The organism is Aerolutibacter ruishenii (assembly GCF_007830115.1).
GTDB classification, from domain to species: Bacteria; Pseudomonadota; Gammaproteobacteria; order Xanthomonadales; family Xanthomonadaceae; genus Aerolutibacter; species Aerolutibacter ruishenii.
This window is the reverse complement of sequence record NZ_VLKP01000008.1, coordinates 1-19965: the sequence shown is the minus strand read 5'-3', so window position 1 is coordinate 19965 and position 19965 is coordinate 1. Positions and strand designations below refer to the sequence as shown.

21 protein-coding genes and 1 pseudogene are annotated in these 19965 nt (G+C 64.0%); 1 reads left to right on the top strand and 21 read right to left on the bottom strand.

From position 1 onward, the window contains the following. Window positions 1-32: 32 nt before the first annotated feature. From merA to merT, 3 genes are read right to left on the bottom strand one after another with little or no spacing between them, the layout of a single operon-like run. Window positions 33-1727 carry a mercury(II) reductase gene (gene merA / locus IP93_RS09940; RefSeq protein ID WP_144815175.1) on the bottom strand — a complete coding sequence of 565 codons (1695 nt, stop codon included), beginning with the start codon at window positions 1725-1727 and terminating at the stop codon, window positions 33-35. A gap of 7 nt (window positions 1728-1734) precedes the next feature. Further along, window positions 1735-2013 (bottom strand): mercury resistance system periplasmic binding protein MerP, encoded by a 279-nt coding sequence (merP, locus tag IP93_RS09935; protein ID WP_028839823.1) that lies wholly within the window; start codon window positions 2011-2013, stop codon window positions 1735-1737. 11 nt (window positions 2014-2024) lie between these two features. Next, window positions 2025-2375, bottom strand: a complete 351-nt coding sequence (merT, locus tag IP93_RS09930; RefSeq protein WP_144815173.1) for a mercuric ion transporter MerT — start codon at window positions 2373-2375, stop codon at window positions 2025-2027. Window positions 2376-2446: 71 nt separating this feature from the next. Here merT and merR point away from each other — a divergent pair, with 71 nt between their 5' ends. Next, entirely contained in the window at window positions 2447-2908 is a 462-nt protein-coding gene (gene merR, locus IP93_RS09925) for a mercury resistance transcriptional regulator MerR (RefSeq protein WP_062351790.1), read from the top strand. A gap of 54 nt (window positions 2909-2962) precedes the next feature. Here merR and IP93_RS09920 read toward each other — a convergent pair whose 3' ends face one another. The 18 genes and pseudogenes from IP93_RS09920 to IP93_RS09850 form a co-directional block, all read right to left on the bottom strand. After that, window positions 2963-3253: a hypothetical protein gene (locus tag IP93_RS09920; RefSeq protein WP_144815171.1), complete on the bottom strand. Its 291-nt coding sequence runs from the start codon at window positions 3251-3253 to the stop codon at window positions 2963-2965. Next, window positions 3250-3585 carry a hypothetical protein gene (locus IP93_RS09915; RefSeq protein WP_144815168.1) on the bottom strand — a complete coding sequence of 112 codons (336 nt, stop codon included), beginning with the start codon at window positions 3583-3585 and terminating at the stop codon, window positions 3250-3252. Before IP93_RS09915 ends, IP93_RS09920 begins: the two co-directional genes overlap by 4 nt. Before the next feature lie 299 nt (window positions 3586-3884). Continuing rightward, complete coding sequence (locus IP93_RS09910; RefSeq protein WP_158636325.1) at window positions 3885-4835, bottom strand: ArdC family protein; 951 nt, start codon at window positions 4833-4835, stop codon at window positions 3885-3887. 52 nt (window positions 4836-4887) lie between these two features. Next, complete coding sequence (locus IP93_RS15660) at window positions 4888-5109, bottom strand: hypothetical protein (RefSeq protein WP_158636324.1); 222 nt, start codon at window positions 5107-5109, stop codon at window positions 4888-4890. A gap of 92 nt (window positions 5110-5201) precedes the next feature. Then, window positions 5202-5672 (bottom strand): JAB domain-containing protein, encoded by a 471-nt coding sequence (locus IP93_RS15920; RefSeq protein WP_144815162.1) that lies wholly within the window; start codon window positions 5670-5672, stop codon window positions 5202-5204. A 170-nt stretch (window positions 5673-5842) separates the two neighbouring features. After that, window positions 5843-6709: an ArdC-like ssDNA-binding domain-containing protein gene (locus IP93_RS09900; RefSeq protein WP_158636323.1), complete on the bottom strand. Its 867-nt coding sequence runs from the start codon at window positions 6707-6709 to the stop codon at window positions 5843-5845. Then, window positions 6672-6908, bottom strand: a complete 237-nt coding sequence (locus IP93_RS15655) for a hypothetical protein (RefSeq protein ID WP_158636322.1) — start codon at window positions 6906-6908, stop codon at window positions 6672-6674. The genes IP93_RS09900 and IP93_RS15655 overlap by 38 nt, the downstream gene beginning before the upstream one ends. A 91-nt stretch (window positions 6909-6999) precedes the next feature. Beyond that, on the bottom strand, window positions 7000-8622 hold the full coding sequence (locus IP93_RS09895; RefSeq protein WP_144815157.1) for a DUF5906 domain-containing protein: 1623 nt from the start codon (window positions 8620-8622) through the stop codon (window positions 7000-7002). 696 nt (window positions 8623-9318) lie between these two features. Next, the gene (locus IP93_RS09890; protein WP_144815156.1) at window positions 9319-9840 is read right to left on the bottom strand and encodes a hypothetical protein; all 522 of its coding nucleotides are present in this window, start codon (window positions 9838-9840) and stop codon (window positions 9319-9321) included. A gap of 114 nt (window positions 9841-9954) precedes the next feature. Then, window positions 9955-10617 (bottom strand): ankyrin repeat domain-containing protein, encoded by a 663-nt coding sequence (locus IP93_RS09885; RefSeq protein WP_144815153.1) that lies wholly within the window; start codon window positions 10615-10617, stop codon window positions 9955-9957. Between the two features lie 136 nt (window positions 10618-10753). Beyond that, entirely contained in the window at window positions 10754-11008 is a 255-nt protein-coding gene (locus IP93_RS09880; RefSeq protein ID WP_144815150.1) for a hypothetical protein, read from the bottom strand. Beyond that, window positions 11005-11160, bottom strand: coding sequence for a hypothetical protein (locus IP93_RS15650; protein ID WP_158636321.1), 156 nt, complete (start codon window positions 11158-11160; stop codon window positions 11005-11007). Before IP93_RS15650 ends, IP93_RS09880 begins: the two co-directional genes overlap by 4 nt. Before the next feature lie 114 nt (window positions 11161-11274). Then, window positions 11275-12045 (bottom strand): hypothetical protein, encoded by a 771-nt coding sequence (locus IP93_RS09875; RefSeq protein ID WP_144815147.1) that lies wholly within the window; start codon window positions 12043-12045, stop codon window positions 11275-11277. Window positions 12046-12056: 11 nt separating this feature from the next. Beyond that, window positions 12057-14849: an ATP-binding protein gene (locus IP93_RS09870; RefSeq protein WP_144815145.1), complete on the bottom strand. Its 2793-nt coding sequence runs from the start codon at window positions 14847-14849 to the stop codon at window positions 12057-12059. Beyond that, entirely contained in the window at window positions 14827-16557 is a 1731-nt protein-coding gene (locus IP93_RS09865) for a DUF262 domain-containing protein (RefSeq protein ID WP_144815142.1), read from the bottom strand. The genes IP93_RS09870 and IP93_RS09865 overlap by 23 nt, the downstream gene beginning before the upstream one ends. Before the next feature lie 54 nt (window positions 16558-16611). Continuing rightward, complete coding sequence (locus IP93_RS09860) at window positions 16612-17940, bottom strand: coiled-coil domain-containing protein (protein WP_144815139.1); 1329 nt, start codon at window positions 17938-17940, stop codon at window positions 16612-16614. A gap of 24 nt (window positions 17941-17964) precedes the next feature. Beyond that, window positions 17965-19335: a DUF1156 domain-containing protein gene (locus tag IP93_RS09855; RefSeq protein ID WP_144815136.1), complete on the bottom strand. Its 1371-nt coding sequence runs from the start codon at window positions 19333-19335 to the stop codon at window positions 17965-17967. Between the two features lie 330 nt (window positions 19336-19665). Further along, a pseudogene (locus tag IP93_RS09850) lies at window positions 19666-19965 on the bottom strand (hypothetical protein); the annotation flags it as partial.

The window sequence follows — 19965 nt, the reverse complement described above, 5'->3', positions numbered from 1 at the left end:
TGAGCATTTGGGCCTGAACGCTCAGCACAGCACTACCCCGCGCAGCAGGACAGTTGCTTCACATCCTTGGTGAAAGTCTGCGCTGCGAGCTTCAGTCCCTCGACCATGGTCAGGTAAGGGAACAACTGGTCGGCCAGCTCCTGCACCGTCATCCGTGCCCGGATGGCGAGCGCGGCCGTCTGAATCAGTTCGCCCGCCTCGGGGGTCACCGCCTGCACACCGAGCAACCGGCCAGTGCCGGCTTCCGCGACCAGCTTGATGAAGCCACGTGTGTCGAAGTTGACGAGCGCCCGGGGCACGTTGTCGAGTGTCAGCGTGCGGCTGTCGGTCTCGATGCCGGCATGGTGTGCTTCGGCTTCGCTATAGCCCACGGTGGCGACCTGGGGATCGGTGAACACGACCGCCGGCATCGCCGTCAGGTCCAGCGCCGTGTCGCCGCCGGTCATGTTGACCGCGGCGCGGGTACCGGCCGCCGCTGCGACGTAGACGAACTGCGGCTGGTCGGTGCAGTCGCCCGCGGCGTAGATGTGCGGTGTGCCGGTGCGCATCCCATTGTCGATGATGATGGCGCCCTGCGCGTTGACCGCGACACCTGCCGCGTCGAGATCCAAGGCGCGGGTGTTCGGTGTGCGGCCGGTGGCGACCAGCAGTCGGTCAGCGCGCAGTTCGCCGCGCCCGGTCGTGAGCACGAATGCTCCGCTTGCAAAGGCCACCTCACTGGCCTGCGTGTGCTCCAGCACTTCGATGCCTTCGTTGCGGAACGCGGCCGTGACGGCTTCACCTATAGTGGGATCTTCGCGGAAGAACAGCGTGTTGCGCGCCAGGAGAGTCACCTTGCTGCCGAGTCGGGCAAAGGCCTGCGCGAGTTCGACCGCCACCACCGACGAACCGATCACCGCCAGCCGCTCGGGAATACGGTCGCTGACCAGCGCCTCGGTGGAGGTCCAGTAGGGGGTGCCCTGCAAGCCGGGGATCGGCGGAATCGCCGGGCTGGCGCCGGTGGCGATCAGGCAGCGGTCGAAGGCGACTGCGCATTCGCCGCCTTCTGCCAGTTGCACGTTCAGATGGCGGTCGTCCAGGAAGCGGGCGTCGCCGCGTAGCACGGTGATGGCGGGAGTGCTGGCCAGAATACCTTCGTACTTGGCGTGACGCAGTTCGTCGACGCGCTCCTGCTGCTGCGCCAGCAAACGCTCGCGCAGGATCGCCGGCGAAGCGGCCGCAATGCCGTCGTCGAACGGACTCTCGCGCCGTACATGGGCGATATGCGCGGCACGGATCATGATCTTGGACGGTACGCAGCCGACATTGACGCAGGTACCGCCGAGGGTGCCTCGCTCGATCAAGGTGACGCGCGCTCCTTGCTCGACGGCTTTCAGCGCCGCCGCCATCGCCGCGCCGCCACTGCCAATCACAGCGACGTGCAATGCCGGCTCTGCATCTCCGCGCTTCGGCTCGCCGTTTAACCCGCCCAGCGTCTTGTTCAACAGGTCCGCAGGCTTGCTCGGCATGTCGGCAGCCTGCGCCCGGTAACCGAGTGCAGACACGGCGGCGACCAGCGGTGCCATCTCCAAATCGGCGCCCGCATCAGCCGTGATTTCAGCCCGCCGTTGCGGATAGGACACCGCTGCCGAACGCACACCGGGCACCTTCTCCAAAGCTTGCCGGACGTGCTCGGAGCACGCCCCGCAGGTCATGCCATCGACGTGCAGTGTGATCGCCTCGGTCATGGGACGATCACTTCTTGACCGTGGAAGGGTAGCCTGCGTTCTCGGTGGCTTTGGTCAAGGCGGCTGGCGTCGTCTTGGTGTCGTCGTAAGTCACCACCGCTTCCTTGGGCTCCCAGGTCACCTTGGCTTCAACGACGCCTTCGACCTTGGACAACGCCTTCTTGACCGTGATCGGACAGGTGGCGCAGGTCATGCCCGGTACCGACAGCGTGACGGTTTTGGTGGCGGCCCAAGCTGGAGCGCTCAGGGCTACAGTCAAAGCGAACAGTGCGACAAATTTCTTCATGACAGTCTCCTTCAGTAGAACAGGGGCATGACGTAGGGGAACGCGAGGGCGATCAGTACCAGGGCGGACACGATCCAGAAAATCACCTTGTAGGCTGTTCGCACCTGGGGCACGACACACACGTCGTCCGGTGCACAGGCGCGGGCGGGCCGGAAGATGCGGCGCCAGGCGAAGAACAGCGCGACGAGCGCGGCGCCGATGAAGATCGGCCGATACGGTTCGAGCGCGGTTAGGTTGCCGATCCAGGCGCCAGAGAAGCCTAGCGTGATCAGCACCAGCGGGCCGAGGCAGCAGGTCGAGGCAAGGATGGCGGCCAAGCCGCCGGCAGCCAGTGCACCGCGGCCGTTGCTAGGTTTTGCCATGAGGGTCTCCTTCCGGGACTTTGCGTGATGCGCTAACGTTACTTCCGTAGCCAAGTACGGAGTCAAGCGCCATGATGAACATCCCGGAAACCCTGACCATCGGGGCCTTCGCCAAAGCAGCCGGGGTCAACGTGGAGACCATCCGGTTCTATCAGCGCAAGGGCTTGCTGCTGGAGCCGGATCGGCCCATCGGCGGCATCCGCCGCTATGGGCCGACGGACGTGGACCGGGTGAAGTTCGTGAAGTCCGCTCAGCGCTTGGGCTTCAATCTGGACGAGGTTGCGCAATTGCTCAAGCTGGAGGACGGCACCCATTGCCACGAGTCCGCCGACCTCGCGGCAGCGCGGCTGGCGGATGTGCGCCTGCGGCTGGCCGATCTCCAGCGCATGGAGTTGGCGCTATCCCAATTGGTCAAGGCATGCAGGTCGAGCCAAGGCAAGGTGACCTGCCCACTGATTGCTTCCTTGCACCGACATGCGCCAGCAGGAAAAACCCACACTGAAGGCTTGAAACGGACGAGCCTGCGAAACTAGAAACCTACAAGCAAGAACAGTCAGACAAGCAAGTGCTTTAGCTGTCGTCCCACACTAAAATCCGGATACCCGTTTTTTTGCGCTATCGCCTGCGCCGAAACGACGCGCATAGGCCAGCAGCCACACCCGCCCGGCGTGGTCGCCGTCATGAAATGCAATCTCCTGCGCCCAGCGCTGCACCGGCCAGTCGCCACCGAACGGCACGCGCCGCGCATAGGTCCTGGCCAACCACAGCAACTGCATCCGGTCGTCATCGCTGGATCCGGGGAACGGCTCGACCGCACACACGGTCGGCGACACCCGCCGCACGTGTCCTGGCGCCAGCGGCAAGCGAGCGCGCGTCATGTCCGCTCCCACTTGCCGGCTTCGGTCAGGTACTCGATGTCCCAGCACTGGCCGATGGGCGCGCCGACCATGACCAGCGGCTCACGCAACTTCTGCCGGTTGATCGGCCCGACGTACAGTCCGGTGTACAGCGTGCGCCCGTTGCGTCGCATCCGGAACCGCAACCGGTCCGGCGCCGCTTCGATCCGCTGTCGCACCTGCGCCCGATCCGGACCGGCCGGATCGTGCGTGCGGAAGCAACCGCGCTGGCTGCCATCGACATAGTCGCGGGTGATCATCCAGCTGGCGAACGCTTCACCCTGGACGGTGATGGTCTGGTGTTCCATGGTCATTACCTCGTGGTCACGCCAGGGACACGCCCCCGGCGATGTCCCTGCTGGTGACCGGCCGCCGGCAGTCGTCGTGCCGTCAAGGGAACAAGCCGCGGACGCTGGCGCGGCCCGCAGCGCAGCGAGGACACGGGCGAACGCGGCGACCCTTGACGGAACCAGCGACGACGAACGGCACCCGCTGCATGGCAGCGCTCGGCGCGGTGCGGCCCAGCGACCCAGCCCGCAGGGCCGAACAGCGTTCGGTCGCCACGCGACGCCGGGCGCGATGGCCAGCCGCAGGGTGGCCAGGCCCCGCCCCCCTAGAAGGAAATCCCCATCTCCGGCATCGACCGGACCACCGGCACCGGCAACGCCTCCGGCGCCAACGCCTGCTCCGGCTCCACCACCAGCGGCGCATGCCGATAGCGCTCTATCTCCAGGAAGTCGCACACCTTCTCCGCCGACGCCGCGGCCTGGTAGAGATAGCCCGGCTCCTCCTGGGCGATCTTGATCCACATCGACAGATACGCCGCATGCTGCGACACGTCATGCCCGATCCCCAGCTCCACGGCCAGAATGTGGCTTGCCGTTTCGGCGACCATCTCCTCACGTGCATACGACAGCGAACCGAACGCGCCGGACAGATCCCGATTGAGCCGCGACGGATGCCCGGTCCAATGCGCCAGCTCGTGCAACGCAGTGGCCAGATACGCCTCGTACGACACGAACCGCTCCGGATGCGGCAAGCCGATCCGATCCGAACCGGGCGCGTAATGCGGCGAAGCGGTCCCATGCACGATCTCGGCACCGGAGCCGCGCAGCAGTGCCTCGCACTGCGCATTGCGTTGCTCCGGTGCCAGCGCTTCCCTCGACGGCGCCGCAGGCATGCCGTCGATCTGCTCGGCATTGAACACGTTGAAGAAGAACGGACGCGGCTTCGAGGACATGATCACGCCTTGCCCCTCCTCCTTGTCCGGAAAGATCACATACCGAAGCGGCACCGACTTCGCGCCCTTGCGTACCTGCGCGCCGATGGCCTGCGCCTGCTTGTAGGTCAGCCAGCGCCGGTCCTCATAGCCGTCCACCATGCCGGCGATCCACAGCATCACCATGTTGCCGCCGCGATAGGGCTTGCCCGTGGTCGGGTTGTACGGCAATCCGTTGACCAGCGCCGGATCGCCGGGTTTCAGGAACGGCAGGAACGAATGCCCCTTCTCCATCTCGGCGATCAGCACGGCCGCCTGTGCCTGGGCCATGTCGGCGTACTTCATGATCTCCTCCTCAACAACGACACGGCATCCTCCCGGTTCCAGGGCAAGCGGTTCAGGGCAACTTTTCTGCGCTACCGGATCGGCGTGCCCACACGATTCGCACCTCGCGACCACGCTCCAGCGCCAGCCACACCAGCTGCAGCGCCTGCTCGATGTCGTAGCCGCTGTCCTCCGGATCGCCGTCCTCGATGCGCAAACCTTCCGCGCACTCGACCACGCGCAGGCGAATGCCCGCGTCCCATGCGTCCTCTCGTGAAAGCGCGCTCTCGTGCATGGCGAACTGAAACCTGAAGTCCGCTCCACCATAGGAACGCAACGCAGCCCGGCAAGGCCGGGACTGCGAACCACAGCAGCAGAACGGCTGGGTCATACCCAGCCGAGCGCCGCCATCGAGGTGTAGCCGGTGGTGCCGACCACGAAGTGGTCCAGCAAACGGATATCGACGAGGGCGACCGCCGACCGAATGCGCGCAGTCAACGCACGGTCCGCCGCCGACGGGTCCAGGCAGCCACTGGGGTGGACGTGCCCGAGCATGATCGCCGCCGCGTTGTGCGCCAGCGCCCGCTGGATCACCACGCGTGGATGCACCTCGCAACCATCGACCGTGCCTGCGTGAAGATCCTCGAAGGCAATCAGCCGATGACGCGTATCCAGGAACGCCACCGCGAAGATCTCGCGTTCGTGCGCCCCCAGGCGCATCTGGAACAGCTTGCCGGCCGTGGACGGGTCGGACAGCGCGGTCTGCTCACTGATGCGGTTGTGGCATCGGGTCAACAGGTCCTCGGCACGCAGCAGGATCTTCTGCTCGGCATCACTGAGAGGGACGGGAAAGCGCATGAGGTGTCTCCTGGCTCGCCGGATTGGCGTGCGTGGGACGACACCGGGGCAAAAGGCGACGACGCACCGCAGGGCGCAACGCAGTGGAGCAGCCCGCAGGGCTTGCGTCGGCGACCGCCCCGGTAGCGTGCCCATCGCCGCCTGGCGAGCCGGGAGCCACCCGCGACCGTCTAGAACGGGATGTGCGCCGCCTGCTCCATGCCCTTGACCTGTTCCTTGTCCAGCGCCTTGGCACGCGCGCGACGCTTGGCCGGCTCGGCGGCAGGTTTCACGTCCGGCGCAAGTTCACGACGCGGGACCTTGTCGAACACCAGTGGCTCGATGCCGATGTCCTTCAAGGCCTTGTGGGCATCGTTGATGGCGTTCTCCACCTCGCGCCAGTGCGGTCGTACCTCGGCGTAGGGTTGCAGGCGCTGCGTCATTGCAGGATCGACCTCCCGCGGCAGTCCCAGCCGCGCGCACGCGGTCAGCTGTGCCAGCTCACGACGCAATGCCGCCTGGGCACGGGCCTGCTCGTTGTCGCCCTCGGGGAAGCGTTCGACCAGCACCTCGCGCAACCGCGCCACATACTGCTCCGGCTTCGGTGTGCGCTTGCGTGGCGGGATCAACGCATCCAGCCCGGCTTGCCGGATCGCCTGCGCGTCCGCGGCCAACGTGCCTTCGTGCGGCAACGACACCCCCGACACCTGGTCGCCGTTGAACACCGTCATCAGCACATGCTTGTAGTCGCCCTCCTTGCCGATCCAGGACAGGATCTTGGTGCCGATCTCGCCGCGTTTGACGGACCCGCCGCAGGCCTTGGCCTGATCGAAGGTCAACCACAGCGGTGAGGTGTAGCCGAGTTCGGTCGCCGCCATCATCAGCTGGAGGGCGTTGTCGCCCTGGAACGGGAAGCCGGACACGCCGCGAGGCTCGCCGCCGATCTGTGGCAACGGTGCCTGCGGGTCGTCCCACTGCTGGAAGACGGGGTTGGTGGTGTTGGCGATCTGCTCGTAGAAGCTATGCGCCTGCTGCTGTCGGTAGGTTGGAAGATCCATGCGGAGACACCTCGATAAAGACTTTGTGCCCCTTGCGTAACGCCCTGCGCACCAACGCCAGACACTCGCCCACCGACACCAGTTCATCGTGCTCGGGCATGAACGCGTCAGACAGGCGGATACGCATGTCGTCCTCACTCTTGCGGATCACGAAACGGTCGGCAGCCAGCAGGATCTCGGTATCGGTGAACATGGTCATGGCCCTTCTATGCTGCGAACCAGGGTAAGCAGCCGCCCGGCCTGCGCAAGCCGGGCACTGCGAAGCGATGCGTGAAACGCGCCTGACCACGTCAGGCGCTCAACCCTCCCAACACCAGCAGGCGTTCCAACTCCACCTGCTCGGCATCGGTGAAGCGGTACTCGCGCTGCTCGCACGCGACACCCATGCCAAAGGGATCCTCACCGGCCACCACCGTGCACCGCCCTTCGGCCTCCGCCTGCGCCAGGAGCGCATCGCGTTTGGCACTGGCCACCTCGGCCGGCGTGATGGCCAGGCCGCGGATCAACTGCGTCCGCACTGAACCTTTGCGTCCACGCACCTCGCGCACGCCACCGTTGCGGATGTCCGGCCGCCGCTTGAACCGCTTCCAGAAGCTCTCGCGCTCGTACACGAACAGGTGCGCGTCCTCGGCGTACTTGCAGTAGGCCTCGTAGATCTCGCCCTTGGTATGCTCCACCCCTGCCGCCGGCACGATCTCGCAGGCCTCGAACCAGGTCTCCATGCTGTCGTTGTCGGTGTGGATCTGCCGCGACATCGCCTTGACCGCCTCGGGCAGCGCCGCGCCGGACAGCGGACCACCGCGCTTGAGCAGGCGCATCAACCCCTCCACGATCCAGCCCAGGAACAGCGTCCCCTCCTGTTCGAAGATCTTGCGATCCAGGTCCGGCGTCGAAGTACCACGCGCCCGTGCCGACCCCGGCCACGGCACCACCACCAGGCGGCGACGCACGCCATCGCTGTCATCGCGGATCAACGGCTCCTGGTTGGAGCAGATGATCCAGTAGGCGGTGGACTGGTACTTGAACGAGGGCCGATGCTTCGGGTTCACCGACACCGGATCGTTGGAGATGATCGACTTGAACTCCTTCTCCGCCCAGCGTCCCTTCTGCTCGACCTCGTCCACCAAGACGAAGGTGGCCCCAACCAACGGTTCCAGATGATGCGGATCGGCCAGCTTGTGCAGATCCAGCGTCGCCGACTTGCTGTGGAAGCGCAGCAGCAACTTGCTCAGAACACCTTTGCCGGCACCTCCGTCCCCAAACCACCAGGCCGAGCCTTGCCAGACATTAGGCACAAAGGACAGCGCACACTGCTCCTGAACCAGCTCCCGGACTTCAAGGTCCGGCAGCGACGTGGCCAGATAGCGCCCGAACAGGCTGGTCGGCGGAAACGTCATGGGCAAGAAATCCTGACCGTGCGCCACACCAGCCGATGCCTGGATCTGGTGGGTCAACCCGAACTTGCGTTCCGGCGCCTCCAGCCTGCTGCGCTGCGGGGTGATGTGAAGATAGCCGTCCAGCAGCGGGAACACCGCATGACCGGGATCTTCCACGCGCATCGGACGCTTCTGGTGCAGCAGTCCGGTCAGCGTCTTCCAGCAATCGCGGGCGCGACTGCTCGACAGCTCGTCCGGAAAGAAGCGGTTCATCCAGTCCGTCGCCCGGGCATAGCCGTCGTTCTCGCTCATCAGCTCCCAGTAGGCATCGTTCCAGCGACGCACCAGCGTGCTGTTGTCCAGGCGCTCGGCCGCGAACTCGCCGAACGCACCCCGCATGGCGCTGTCGCACCACACCTTGATCGGGTTCTCACGCTTCTTCTTGCCGCCAGTGTTCGGAGCAGGAGTGGCCGTTGCGGCTTGCGCCGCTGCTGCCGCTGCACCGAACGAAATGACGTTGTTCCCACTCGCAGGCACGGCTTGACTGCCGGGCGTTGCGCTCGTATCTTGCTGCTGTGACATAGGTAAATCCTCATGTTGCGGTCTCCGCCAGGAAACCAGTGATTGACGAGACCCCGCCGCGCCAACGGCGGGGTTTTGCTTTATGCGGCTCTCGCCGCGAGATGCGCCCACACCAAGCGACGCAGGTACTCCGACAACGACACACCTTCCCGCTTCGCCAGTAGCCTTAGCTGCGAGCGATCCTTCACGCCCAACCGGATCCCGGTGTGGACCAGCCGGTTCTTGGCTGGCAACGCTGGCCGTCCTGGCCTGCCGGTTGAATGCGACGATGACTGCGACATCTGATCCCTCCCGTGGGTGATGCCCCGAGCTAAGCAGGCATCGGAAAAACGTCAACGCAGGCGAACACGAAAACTGCGAACCCGAACTGCAGAACAACCCATCGACTTCACCTGCACCGGTCAAAGGTCAAGGCAGGTCAAACCCACTGAAACCAACCCCGCCCCGTGAAAAACCCCTGAGAAATACGCTCCAGGTCAAAGGGTCAAAGGTGTTTCCAATCTTCCGAACCTGTGCCGTTCGCTCTGGCGGTTGCCATGACAACCGCCACCACTGCGGCACTTGGCGCGAAGGCCTGGCCACCTTGACCCTCTGACCCAGCCCGATGAACACAGGCGCCATAAGGGTCAAGGCATGGGACGGGGGTCGGCATCACGCCGCCGCCTCGTAGCCGACTTCGCCCTCGTCTGCCAGCACACGCGCAGCGAGATCGACCAGGTACGGGTCGTCTGGATCGAACAGGCTCCCGCTCAACCTGTCGCGCTCCACGTCCTCCCAATCCGCATTCGGGTGAGCGACCAGGTAGGCCTCCATGAACATCGACCAGCGGTCCTCGATGCATTCATCGGCGTGCTCCTGCGTGGTCGTGGAAGTGGAGCCAGACGCCTCCAGGGTTCTCCATGCAGCGCGGCGACGCATGTCTGCCTGGCACGCCGTCGTCTTCGCAATCCCGGACTGGTGAACGAGCCTGATCTCCACCATCACGAACTCAGCGAGTGCCTCGACGTTGGTGAAGCCGTCGTCGTAGACCGGCTGGTACAACAGCACCATCGCACGACGATGCACCTCGTCTGCCCATTCCTCGGCCCTACCCGGAAACTCCTTCCGGAACTTCTTCATCACCAGCGCCACGGTCTTGGCGACAAGGTTGTCTTTGTGGTCATTCAAAATCATCGTCATCCTCCTCGTTGGTTGAAATGCTTGTTCTGACTCGTGCTTCGCACGATATCGACCGGGCCGGCTGCCAATCAGGGCAACTTTTCTGCGCAATACGTTGCCCGTGGTGCATCACATGGCCCTCCTGATTTCGTCGTTGACGCCTTCTCGACGCCGCCTGGCAGTGCTCGCCTTCCTGGTCAACTCATGCCGCGCGATCCGTGCCCAGGTGAGTGGCATGTGTTCGCGAAAGCGCTTGGCATAGGCGCGGGCGCACCATTTCTCCGGCGCATGCGCGTCGATGTCCGCCCCCTGCTCGATCAGGTACAGCGACAACGCGTCGTCCGCCCTCCGGCACGCCTCGATCAACGGCGTGGTGTCGTTCTCTCCGAAGCAGTTCACCGATGCGCCGTAGGACTCGATCAGCAGCTTCTGCCAGCCCATGGGCCGACCCTGGCAGGTCGCTTGGTCCAGCCATTGCTCCTTTTGCGCCGGATCGACGAGATGGCCAACTCGCGCCAACGACACCATGGCCTCATACCTGCCGTAGTTGAACGCGATCCTGAAGACCACCGGCTCGGGCACACAACCAGCATCGAGCATGGCCTCGACCAGCTCGGCGTACCCTTCCCGTGCCGCGTAATACATGGCGTCGCCGAGCTGAGCGCCGCCGGCATGGAAATGCCGAAACAGCACCAGCCTTTCGTCGGCCGTGAGGTAGGCGTGGTCGCCCTGGCACAGGCTTTCCAGCCTTGCCGTGGCTTTCTCGGGCAACATCGTCTTAGCAATCGTCATGGTCGTTCTCCTCAGTGATTGAAATGCTTGTTCGTCCTCGTGCTTCGCACGTTATCGGTCGGATCAGCAGGTGCTCAGGGCAACTTTTCTGCGCTATGGCCGGTGGGTGGGCAGGAACCCACCCACCGGCAACCGCTCATGCCGCAAGCGAGTGGCATGCACGGGCCGCGTCTTTCAGCGACCGCGCCACGCGCCGAAAACAGGCCCGCGTTTCCATCGGCGTGCGATGCCTGCCGGCACTGCCGGCGACCGTGGCGGTTGCCAGGTAGCCCGACAGCGACACGCAGCAGGCGATCCGCCCACGACTGCTCCTGGCCATCCGTTCGACCGTCAGGCCTTCGGACTCCGCCATCGCGCGTACTTCCCGGCGCCACTTCATGTCCGCGCTCATGCCGTCACCTCCACGAAGTCGCGAACAACCGACGGCGTGCCCAAGTCGCCAATCAGCAACATGGCCGTGAGTGCATGGCAGGGACAGGCACGAACAGGCATCGTGCTGACCGGGTTTGCGGCCTTGGCCGCGAGGTTCTTGCAGTGCTTCATTTGACGCTCCGTTGTTGGGGAGTCGTCATTTCAATGTGCACGGTGATCCCGTATCAGGTGATCTTTTTTGCCCTATCCAGAAAGCGAAAGCCCCGCACTGGGCGGGGCTCTGCTCTAGAAGATCCGATCCTTGTCTGGCGTTCTTGGCCGGCCTGGCTTGGTATCCGCAGCGACCTTCGAAAGCACCATGTTCTTCAACTCGTAGACTAGCGCCTGGCTGGCAAGCTCGAAGCGAGTCATCCACACAACGCGCTCCTTGGCGTCCACCCACTTGCGCCGCAGTGCCTGTTCGAGGGTCAGGCTCTGGATGCTCAACCGCTCCGGATGCGCCATGGCCTTGTCGAGCAGTGCACCAGGCATTTCCGACACGTTGCCCACCACGGCCCCACCGTTGGTGGTCATCCACATCATGGTCGCCCGCAGGGCTGCACCTGCACTGATGGATGCCGCAGCCCCCGCGTTCTCATAGACCTTCTTCACGGCCTGGTACGCCGCGATCTTTCGCCACTTCTTGTCCCAGTCTAGGATTTTTCCCTGTGGCGCCGTCCGACTGCGCCCCTTTTTCTGAAAGGGGTTTTCCGGTGGCTCGTTCTTGCGGCGCCATCTACCCTCGGTTCGGGTCAGTCGCAGCCAGAAGTCCGCCATCGTGGTTTGCAACTCCGCCTCAGCATCCAGTGCATCCATGCTGGAACGGACCTGCTTCTTGCCCACGGCATCCTGACGGAACGTCTTCCCCAAGCCCTTGAAGTAGTCACGGGCCTGATCGAAGCCATCTTCTTCGTAGTCCTTTGCCGACTTCTTGTCGAACCGACTCGGGTACTTCGGATAGCTCTCATACTCGGCGATCAGTTCGGCCTTACTCGCCTTCTTGGCTGGCTTACCCATCTACTCGCTCCTCAATCAAAATCCGCCGACGAAATCCCCAGCACGCGACTGTTCTCCTTCGCCGCACGCACGGTCGTTTCGTCGAAGCCACGGCTGTCGCTGGCCTCGATGTCCACCTTGATGACCACGTTGGTGCCATGGCGGGCGCTGAACAGCTCGACCAGTTCCTTCATGATGTTGGCGAACTTCAACGACGCGCCGACAGGATCCAGCTCCGCTGACGCCCAGAAGTGCGTGGGCATCGTCGCTTTTGGTCCTGGCGGCGGGGGCGGATCCGGGTCTGGATTGGGGTTGGGATCCGGATCGGGGTTCGGGTTGGGATCGGGCGGAAGTGGCGGCGGCGGGCGCGTAGCCTCTTCGTAAGCCGCAGCCTTGCCCGGTTCGATCAGCAGCGCGACTTCAATGAACGGCGACGTCGCCTGTCCGAAGGTGAACCCGAGATAGCGGTCGCCCTCCTTGCCGCTGGCCAGGCCGAAATAGTCGTGGCTGGATGCGCCGGCCGCGATGGCCTGGGACATGACGTGCGAGTTCTGCAAGCGCGGCAGGTACAGGTAGCTGCACGACTTCTGCCACACGTCCAGCGCCTTCACGTCCACCACGCCGTCCTTCCAGAACCACGCCTTGAGCAGGTAATGGAGGTTCACCGGCGCCCACTGGGCGATCACCCACTCGTTGTCGGCGAGCACCCGGTCGATCTCCTTGCCCAGCCCGACGGCGGCCGGGTTCAGCGCCTGCGCCTCCCACTCGATCTCGCCCACCGTGCCGTCCTTGCGGCTGACGGTCTGGGTCGGCGCCACAAGCCACTTGTAGGTGTCGCGCACCAGGCGCAGCACGGTGTCGCGGGTCTGCTCCCTGTTCTGGGTCACCTGCTTAGCCTGGATGTTGTCCAGGGTGATCCGTGTCTCCTTGAGATCGGTTTCGATGCTGCGCCAGGCCAGCAGCGCACGCACCGTTTCCTTCAGGTGGCTCACCTGGTCGGCGTCCGCCGCCAGGAACAGCAACCGGTTCTGCTTCACGCGTGGCTGGCCACCGCGATCACGCAGAATGGCCGCCGACGCATCGCGTGCCGGATTGGGACCGGCACCACGGGTCCAGCCGGTGTTGGGCGATAGCACCACCAGGCGCAGGTCCCACTCGTCCGGTACGTCCGCGGCAGGGGTGAAGATGTGGTGGTGCGCGATGGAGCCGCCCCCCAGCACCTTGCGCAGCACGTCCGCCACTTCGTCGAACACCTCCGGATCCTGGAAGCGCCGCTTGCGGTCCTCCATCTCCCGTCGCAGGTTGGGCTTCACGTCCAACCACCAGCGGTTGTTGCCCTCGTTGAGGAAGGTCAGCCGCGTCTTCAAGCGCGACAACGCGTCCTTGAACACGTGCGGGGCCTGACCCGGCTGGACACAGCTCAGGATCAACCGCTCGGTCTCCACGCCGCGCGCCATCTCGTTGCCAGAGACCGGCGCGCTGCCCAGGAAGATACTGCGGGTGATCCGCCGACAGGCCTGCACCGAACCAAACCTGGCCTCCTGGGTCTCCAACAGCGCAGGCTCGCTGCGCTCGCCATCGACGTCGCGCGAGAGCACGGGGTCCCAGCCCACCGGCAGGTTGCTGGTCAGCTCGGCGCTCACTTCCGCGTCGTACAGCGGCAGGCTGCCCGGCAGGATCAGCAGGTCCTTGTTGTCGCTCTGCCACAGACGGTGGATCACACGGGCCATGAGTTTCAGCACGCCACGCGTGCGCTGGAAGTTCGGCAGCGCCGACCAATCCTGATACAGGCGTTCGAACACTTCCGGATGGATCGGGTACGCCGAACGCAGGCGGTCGTAGTAGCGGCCCTCCTGCGTCTCTCCAGGCAGGTCATCGGCATGCTTCACGTACCAGTCGGCGAAGGCGCGGCACACCGTGTCGCGGGTATCCTGATCGCGGATCTCGGTGAACAGGCGGCGGCGCACGATCTCGAACGACTCCTCAGTGCTGACCGGCTTCCAGATCGCCTGGACACGGGAGAAGTAGTGTTCCAGCGCGTGCAGCGCAGCGATGCCACGCTCGCTGCCGGCTTCGCGCTCGCTCTCCGGCAACGAGGCCAGCAGCACCGCCTGTGGTGCGGCCTTCAAGGCCTCAGTCAGTGCCTGGATGAAGGTGAGGTTGGCATCGTAGGTGCCGCCGGAGAGCGACTTGCCCTCCTCGAACTGGCGGACATACGCCACCAGCTCGTCGATCAGGATCACGCAGGGTCCGGCCTTGCGGATCAGCTCAGCCAGCAGATCCTTGCCGGGGTTGGTACCGGTGGCATCGGCATCGGCCAGGGCCGCATAGGCTTCGGCGCCACCCAGTTGCCAGGCCAGCTCGCCCCACAGCGTGCGCAGGGTATGGTCATCCACGCGCCGCGGCATGCTGGGCGACAGCTTCACGCCATCCAGTACCACTACCTTGGCAGCGGGTAGGTCCAGGACGCCCGCGGCATCAAGCAAGGGCGGAATGCCGGCCAGGTCGCTCTTGGGCGCCTGGCCGCGGACCATGTGCATGACCGCCAGCATGGTGTGGGTCTTGCCGCCGCCGAACGCGGTCTGCAACTGGATGACCGGATCACCACCCTTGCCTGCCAGCCGCTTGGCCACCGACGTGAGCAAGGCGCCCATGCCTTCGGTGATGAAGGTGCGCTGGAAGAACAGCACCGGGTCCTGATACTCCGGCGTGGCCGAACCGTCATGGACGCGGGTGATGTCCGCCGCAAACTCGGCACGCACGAAGGTGCCGCGATGGACATCCTCGTGAGGGATGGCGACTTCACGCCAGGGCTTCAACGACATGGTCCTCTCCCACGGTCTGACTGCTCTGCAAATAGGGTTTGAAGCGTTCCAGGATCAGCGCCTTGCGCGCCTCGATGAAATCGCGGAAGTTCGCTGACTTCCACAGTTCCGGATCCTTTGGGATCAGGTGTCGATCGAGGAAGCCAGGATCGTCCTTGAGCTGCTTGGGTATCCAGGTTTCCGGCAGTTCCCCCGACTTGCCCTGGAAGCCATTCTCCTTGGCCGTCAGCAACGCCAGATTGGCGATCTGGTGTTGCTCGTCGGCCCAGTACATCTTGCGCGAACGCCCGGTCTGCGGGTTCAGTTCCTTCTGGCTGTTGAGGAAGCTCTGCGGAAAAATGTGGTCCTGCTGCGGCAGGTTGTCTTCCAGCGCTGGTTCGTAGTCGAAGGTGCGGTACCAGAGATTGAAAATCAGGTGCGACTGCGGCTTGCCGTAGCGGGTTCCGATGATGGTCTCCGGCGTCACTTCCAGGCTTCGGCCATCGCTGCGGATGATGTGGAAGATCTCATCCAGCTCGAAGGCCTTGCGCTCGTCGATGGACTTCACGCACCGGTCGATCAGGTTGTCCGGTGTGCCACTGAACGCGCCGGTGAGCATCGTCCGCAACACGTAGTCCTCGCGGCCGGTCGTGGCATTCCACTGGTCGGGGTACGTGTAGCGCAGGTAGATCAGCGGGATCAGGCCCAGGTAGGACGGAACCGCCTTGTCGCTCTTCAGGAAGGTCTTCCCGTGCAGGAAGTCCCTGACGGCCTTGATGGCATCTGAAAGTTCAGTCCAGTTCTTGACGAACGCTTCGCGGACTTCCGGCTTGCGGAACTTCGTGACCTCGTACTTGGCGCCCTGCCCGAGCATGACCAGGCAGGACTTGAGGACAAAATCGCGGTCGAACCCGTAGCCGGTCCGGTTCAGCTCCTCCAGCAGCTCCTCCATCTCCTCGTCGGCCAGCGCCCATTCCGACGCCAGCAGCGAGAACAACAGGTCGGACTTGCCCAGCTTGGTGCCGCCGGAGTTGGCGCGAATGAAGATCTCCACCACGTCTTCCGTGGTGTAGGCGTCGGGGTCATCGACGCCGTCCAGCAACTGGTAGCTGATGTTCTCGTCACTGATGAACTCGTGCTGGGCGCGGGCAATGTTCTTCTGGACGCGCTTGGCGTCGTCATCGGACAGCCCGGCCGGTCCCGCCGCGCAAACATCCTGGGCCACCTCCATCGCCAGCTTGCGGCCGCGCGACATGTCCTTGAGCACGTCCTTGAACTTGACCCAGGGCCACTGCGCACTGGCCGCCGGCAGGAAGCGGAACCGGTAGCGAATGTCTTCCGGCGAGGCCTTGGCGCCGCTCAGTACGTCGAAGTGCAGCTCCTTGCCGTTGTAGCTGCCGGCCAGGCCGATGATCAGGCTCTGCAAGCGCTGCTGCCCATCCAGGACCATGCCCTTGGCATCCGCGTTCTCCATCACGTAGGCATCGGACACCTTGAGGCTGTCCTTCCAGTCGGTGATGAACTTGCGATGCTTCACCTTCTCCCGCGTGCGCCAGACCAGCAGCGTACTGATCGGGTACTCACGCATGATCGAGTCGAACAGCTTCTCGATCTGCTCCTCGCTCCACACGAACGGACGCTGGATGTTCGGCAGCCACAGTCCGCCGTTGCTCTCGGCGTCGTTGAGCGCGCGGACGATCTTCCAGATGGTATTGCGTTCGTTACGCATGCGATTTCATCCCTGTAGGACAGGAGGCGGATGGAACGCATGTCATCGTGCCACTCACAGACATGCGACCAGCTCCTCGTTCTGGATGCGGATGGGAGGAAGCGTCGGCTTCTCGTGGGCCAGATAGACGGCCGTAGGCGTCTTGCCGTTGGTTTCGATCAGCAACCGGCTCGTTGAACTGCGGTCGTCCGCGACCGCTTGAACCCGCTCAATGATGGTCGCGCACCGCTTGGCGCCCTTGCTCAACGCCTCTTTCCCGGACTTGGCCTCGTTCCGAACATGCGTACGTCGCTCGGCAATGGTCTCGTCAGACGTAAAGCGCGCGTCGATCTTCTCGCAGTCGGCGTCCAACGCCCCGCTCAACTGTTTCTGTACCCTCGCGACCTGGGCCATGAACTGCTGGATCTGCTGCATCCGGCTTTCCAGCATCTTGCTTCGGTCGGGGTAGAGCGAACACAGGTACCAGTTGGCCAGACGCACTTCTGCGCATGCCACAAGTTCGGCGGCACGCGCTGCCAGCGCCTGATGCTTGGCCAGTGCGCTCTGGTACTCACCCTCGCAGCCGACGGTGTCCCGCTCCAGTTCGCTCTTCGACTCACGCTCGATCTGGCGCAGCAGCGTAGTTCCGGCCTGTTCCAACTGGATCTCGAAATCCTCCAGCTTGTCGCGCGTGCGATCGAGGAACTCCCCCTGCTGCATGGCTTGACGTGCGCTGTGGATGTACTTGAGAGCGCCGTCGATCAGGGCCGCCCGCTCCTCCTCCAGCATGGACTGGATGCCGGCAATCTTGTCTTCCACTCGCTTGAGGGTGGCGCTGATATCGGCCAAGTGCTTCTGCGCCACGGCGACAGAAGCTAGTTGCCAGATAGCCGCTGCATTGGCCACGTTCTGCAAGGCCTTGGGCTCGAACAACCTGGCGTTTTGCTGGACACCGTTCGCGCCCATGGTCATTGCACGGAGACCATTGCCGTCCGCCGCGGCCACGAGTGGTCCATTGATCACCACCTCCATCAGCTGACGACTGCCGGCCATGCCTGCCGTTGCCATGGAGGGCGCCACCTGCATCAGCGGCTCCAGCGCGCGACCGAATGCGGACGGCGCGTGCCTGGACAATCCCGCGATCTGCTTGCTCCCTTCGGCCTCATCCAACATGGTCATGGCAAACACCGGCTCGTCATCGACGGCCAGCACAAGCCGTGTCGGTACTTCCGGCTCTTCCGGTACTGCCAGTGCTTCCACTTCGACCGGCTGCACGACCACAGGCAATGTCGGCAGCTCGATGGCTGGAAAGGCGACCTGGCCACCACGTCGTTTCCGAACCACCGCGAGCACGGCCACCAGCAAGATCGCTGCGCCGCCCAGAATGACCCACGTCATGTCCATCTCACTCCCCCTGTAAGTGCGCCATCAGACGTCCAGGCTCCCCTGCACGTTGATATGCCCCGTGTCATGGCTGGCCGCTTCGATGGCATGCCAGGCGGTGATCAGTTCGTTGTAGGCTCGGGCTTCTTCCGGCAGGCGCTTGCGCTCGGCGCACGCGTTGTAGAGCCAGTAGGCCAGGCGGCGGATGTCGCCAGACTTCTCCGGCATACGGGCCAGCAGCATGCCGGCGGTGCTCTCGCCGCCTGCGTTGTAGGCGCGGATCAGCTGGTGCAGCGCTTCCCACACCGGGGTGCGGTTGTCGGACTGCGGGTCCCAGTCCGCCGGGTATTCGTCCGGCTTCAACAGGCGAACCTTGCCGCCATCGGAGGCCAGCACGCCGGCATGCTTCACCGCGTCCACGCTGGTGGCCTTGGCGCGGGCCAGCACATCGGCGTTGCCGAAGGCGCCAGTGCCGAAGCCGACCTCGTCGAACCAGCCCAGGCAGAAGTTGGTGTCGGCGTCGAAGGTCTCGCCGCCCAGCACTTCGTCCACCTGGCGGTTGATCAGCGTCAGTGCAGTCTTGACGCTCATCGGTTCACCGTTGCTTTCCAGCACGGCGGCGTACTGGGAGAACACGCCCATGCCGGGGCCGATGGCGGCCTGGGCCAGGTCCACCGGCGCGATGGGCGACGCGCCATCGGCGCCGCCGAGCATGGCTTCGAGCGCCTCGCTCAGCACTTCTTTCAACTCGCGCTGGAACTCGCGACGCGGTATCTGCGGTGCGTCGTCAGGACGACGACGGCAGACGAGGATGATGCTGGAAGCGAGCGCGTTGGTTCCGCTGCCGATCATGCGGTTGCCCAGCTCAGTCCGCATGGGCCAAGTGCCGTGAATGGCGAACCCAGCTCGCAGCACTGCCTCGATGAAAGTCTCCCAGCCTGTCGATGCGGTACCGTCGCTACCGGTATCGGATTGCTTGAAGGCGTAGTAGATCGAGACCGGAAACGCACCATGCGCTCTATCGGCGATGTTGTGCATTGCTGCGGTCATTCCATCGAGGAAGAACTTCTCCGCCCCTTCCTTACCACCATGCCTGCCAGGCGTAGCAACAAGCTCATCAGCCTTCGGCACGCTCAGCGTGGCAAAAAGAGATGGGTAAGTGTTCCGCAGCGATCTCCTAAGCCATGAATAGAAGAAGTCCGAAAGATCTGCGTAAAAAATATTGTCGTAGTAAGGGGGGTCAGTCGATACAACCTTCCCCGCGCTTACCTCTTGTGTTTGAGCATCCTTTTGAAGGGCTAAGCCACTACCCAGCGCCGGCAGTCTTTCGACTGCTGGAACGATCCACACGAAAGAGCTATCCCAACTGCCACCAGACTCACTAAACGGATTTACTTCACCGAAGTCCCACGCCATCGGTATCGCTTGCCGCGCGAAAAGATTTCGGATGGATGCCGTTCTAGCTGAGCCGCCAGTCGATGTCTTAGTACCTGAAGGGCCAGCGTCCCATGTACAAAGGGCGTTATTGCGATCTGAGAACTTGCTCAGGGCAAGGGCGAGGTAGGTAGCCAATGCATCTGAGTAAGCAGCCGCGCCACTTCCATCTTGACTTAGGCTCACCCCATCATCAGACCAACCCGCCGACCGCGCATCCAGCAGAACCCTCTCCCTGACATCGTCAATGAGTTCAGAGAACGTATTGAGGCGGAACGTGTCAACACTTTCCCAACACTCGTTGCGAGATTTCTATGTAACAACTTCGGGTAGCCCGGTGTCGACCGGGGTGGGGACGATGGTCAGTGCGCCGGAGGTAGCCAGCAGTTGCGAGGCATGCATGGCGAGGTCGGGGTTGATGTGCACGGCGGCGGGCGGCAGGGCGACGGTGGGCGCGCCTTTGACGTAGCGCTCGGGGTGGCGTGTGTAGTGCTCGGTGAGCGCCTGCTGGCGGACGGCGGCAACGGTGGGCACGCGGTCATGGAAGAGGTCGGCAGGTGTGAACAGCGCCAACCCTTCGTGCGGACGATCGTTATAGTGAGTGACGAACCG

What these genes read in the sequence shown, in the direction of transcription:
- merA (WP_144815175.1), bottom strand. Translation starts at nt 1,727, where the DNA reads ATGACCGAGGCGATCACACTGCACGTCGATGGCATGACCTGCGGGGCG.
- merP (WP_028839823.1), bottom strand. Translation starts at nt 2,013, where the DNA reads ATGAAGAAATTTGTCGCACTGTTCGCTTTGACTGTAGCCCTGAGCGCT.
- merT (WP_144815173.1), bottom strand. Translation starts at nt 2,375, where the DNA reads ATGGCAAAACCTAGCAACGGCCGCGGTGCACTGGCTGCCGGCGGCTTG.
- merR (WP_062351790.1), top strand. Translation starts at nt 2,447, where the DNA reads ATGATGAACATCCCGGAAACCCTGACCATCGGGGCCTTCGCCAAAGCA.
- IP93_RS09920 (WP_144815171.1), bottom strand. Translation starts at nt 3,253, where the DNA reads ATGACGCGCGCTCGCTTGCCGCTGGCGCCAGGACACGTGCGGCGGGTG.
- IP93_RS09915 (WP_144815168.1), bottom strand. Translation starts at nt 3,585, where the DNA reads ATGACCATGGAACACCAGACCATCACCGTCCAGGGTGAAGCGTTCGCC.
- IP93_RS09910 (WP_158636325.1), bottom strand. Translation starts at nt 4,835, where the DNA reads ATGAAGTACGCCGACATGGCCCAGGCACAGGCGGCCGTGCTGATCGCC.
- IP93_RS15660 (WP_158636324.1), bottom strand. Translation starts at nt 5,109, where the DNA reads ATGCACGAGAGCGCGCTTTCACGAGAGGACGCATGGGACGCGGGCATT.
- IP93_RS15920 (WP_144815162.1), bottom strand. Translation starts at nt 5,672, where the DNA reads ATGCGCTTTCCCGTCCCTCTCAGTGATGCCGAGCAGAAGATCCTGCTG.
- IP93_RS09900 (WP_158636323.1), bottom strand. Translation starts at nt 6,709, where the DNA reads ATGGATCTTCCAACCTACCGACAGCAGCAGGCGCATAGCTTCTACGAG.
- IP93_RS15655 (WP_158636322.1), bottom strand. Translation starts at nt 6,908, where the DNA reads ATGACCATGTTCACCGATACCGAGATCCTGCTGGCTGCCGACCGTTTC.
- IP93_RS09890 (WP_144815156.1), bottom strand. Translation starts at nt 9,840, where the DNA reads ATGATTTTGAATGACCACAAAGACAACCTTGTCGCCAAGACCGTGGCG.
- IP93_RS09885 (WP_144815153.1), bottom strand. Translation starts at nt 10,617, where the DNA reads ATGACGATTGCTAAGACGATGTTGCCCGAGAAAGCCACGGCAAGGCTG.
- IP93_RS09880 (WP_144815150.1), bottom strand. Translation starts at nt 11,008, where the DNA reads ATGAGCGCGGACATGAAGTGGCGCCGGGAAGTACGCGCGATGGCGGAG.
- IP93_RS15650 (WP_158636321.1), bottom strand. Translation starts at nt 11,160, where the DNA reads ATGAAGCACTGCAAGAACCTCGCGGCCAAGGCCGCAAACCCGGTCAGC.
- IP93_RS09875 (WP_144815147.1), bottom strand. Translation starts at nt 12,045, where the DNA reads ATGGGTAAGCCAGCCAAGAAGGCGAGTAAGGCCGAACTGATCGCCGAG.
- IP93_RS09870 (WP_144815145.1), bottom strand. Translation starts at nt 14,849, where the DNA reads ATGTCGTTGAAGCCCTGGCGTGAAGTCGCCATCCCTCACGAGGATGTC.
- IP93_RS09865 (WP_144815142.1), bottom strand. Translation starts at nt 16,557, where the DNA reads ATGCGTAACGAACGCAATACCATCTGGAAGATCGTCCGCGCGCTCAAC.
- IP93_RS09860 (WP_144815139.1), bottom strand. Translation starts at nt 17,940, where the DNA reads ATGGACATGACGTGGGTCATTCTGGGCGGCGCAGCGATCTTGCTGGTG.
- IP93_RS09855 (WP_144815136.1), bottom strand. Translation starts at nt 19,335, where the DNA reads ATGGCGTGGGACTTCGGTGAAGTAAATCCGTTTAGTGAGTCTGGTGGC.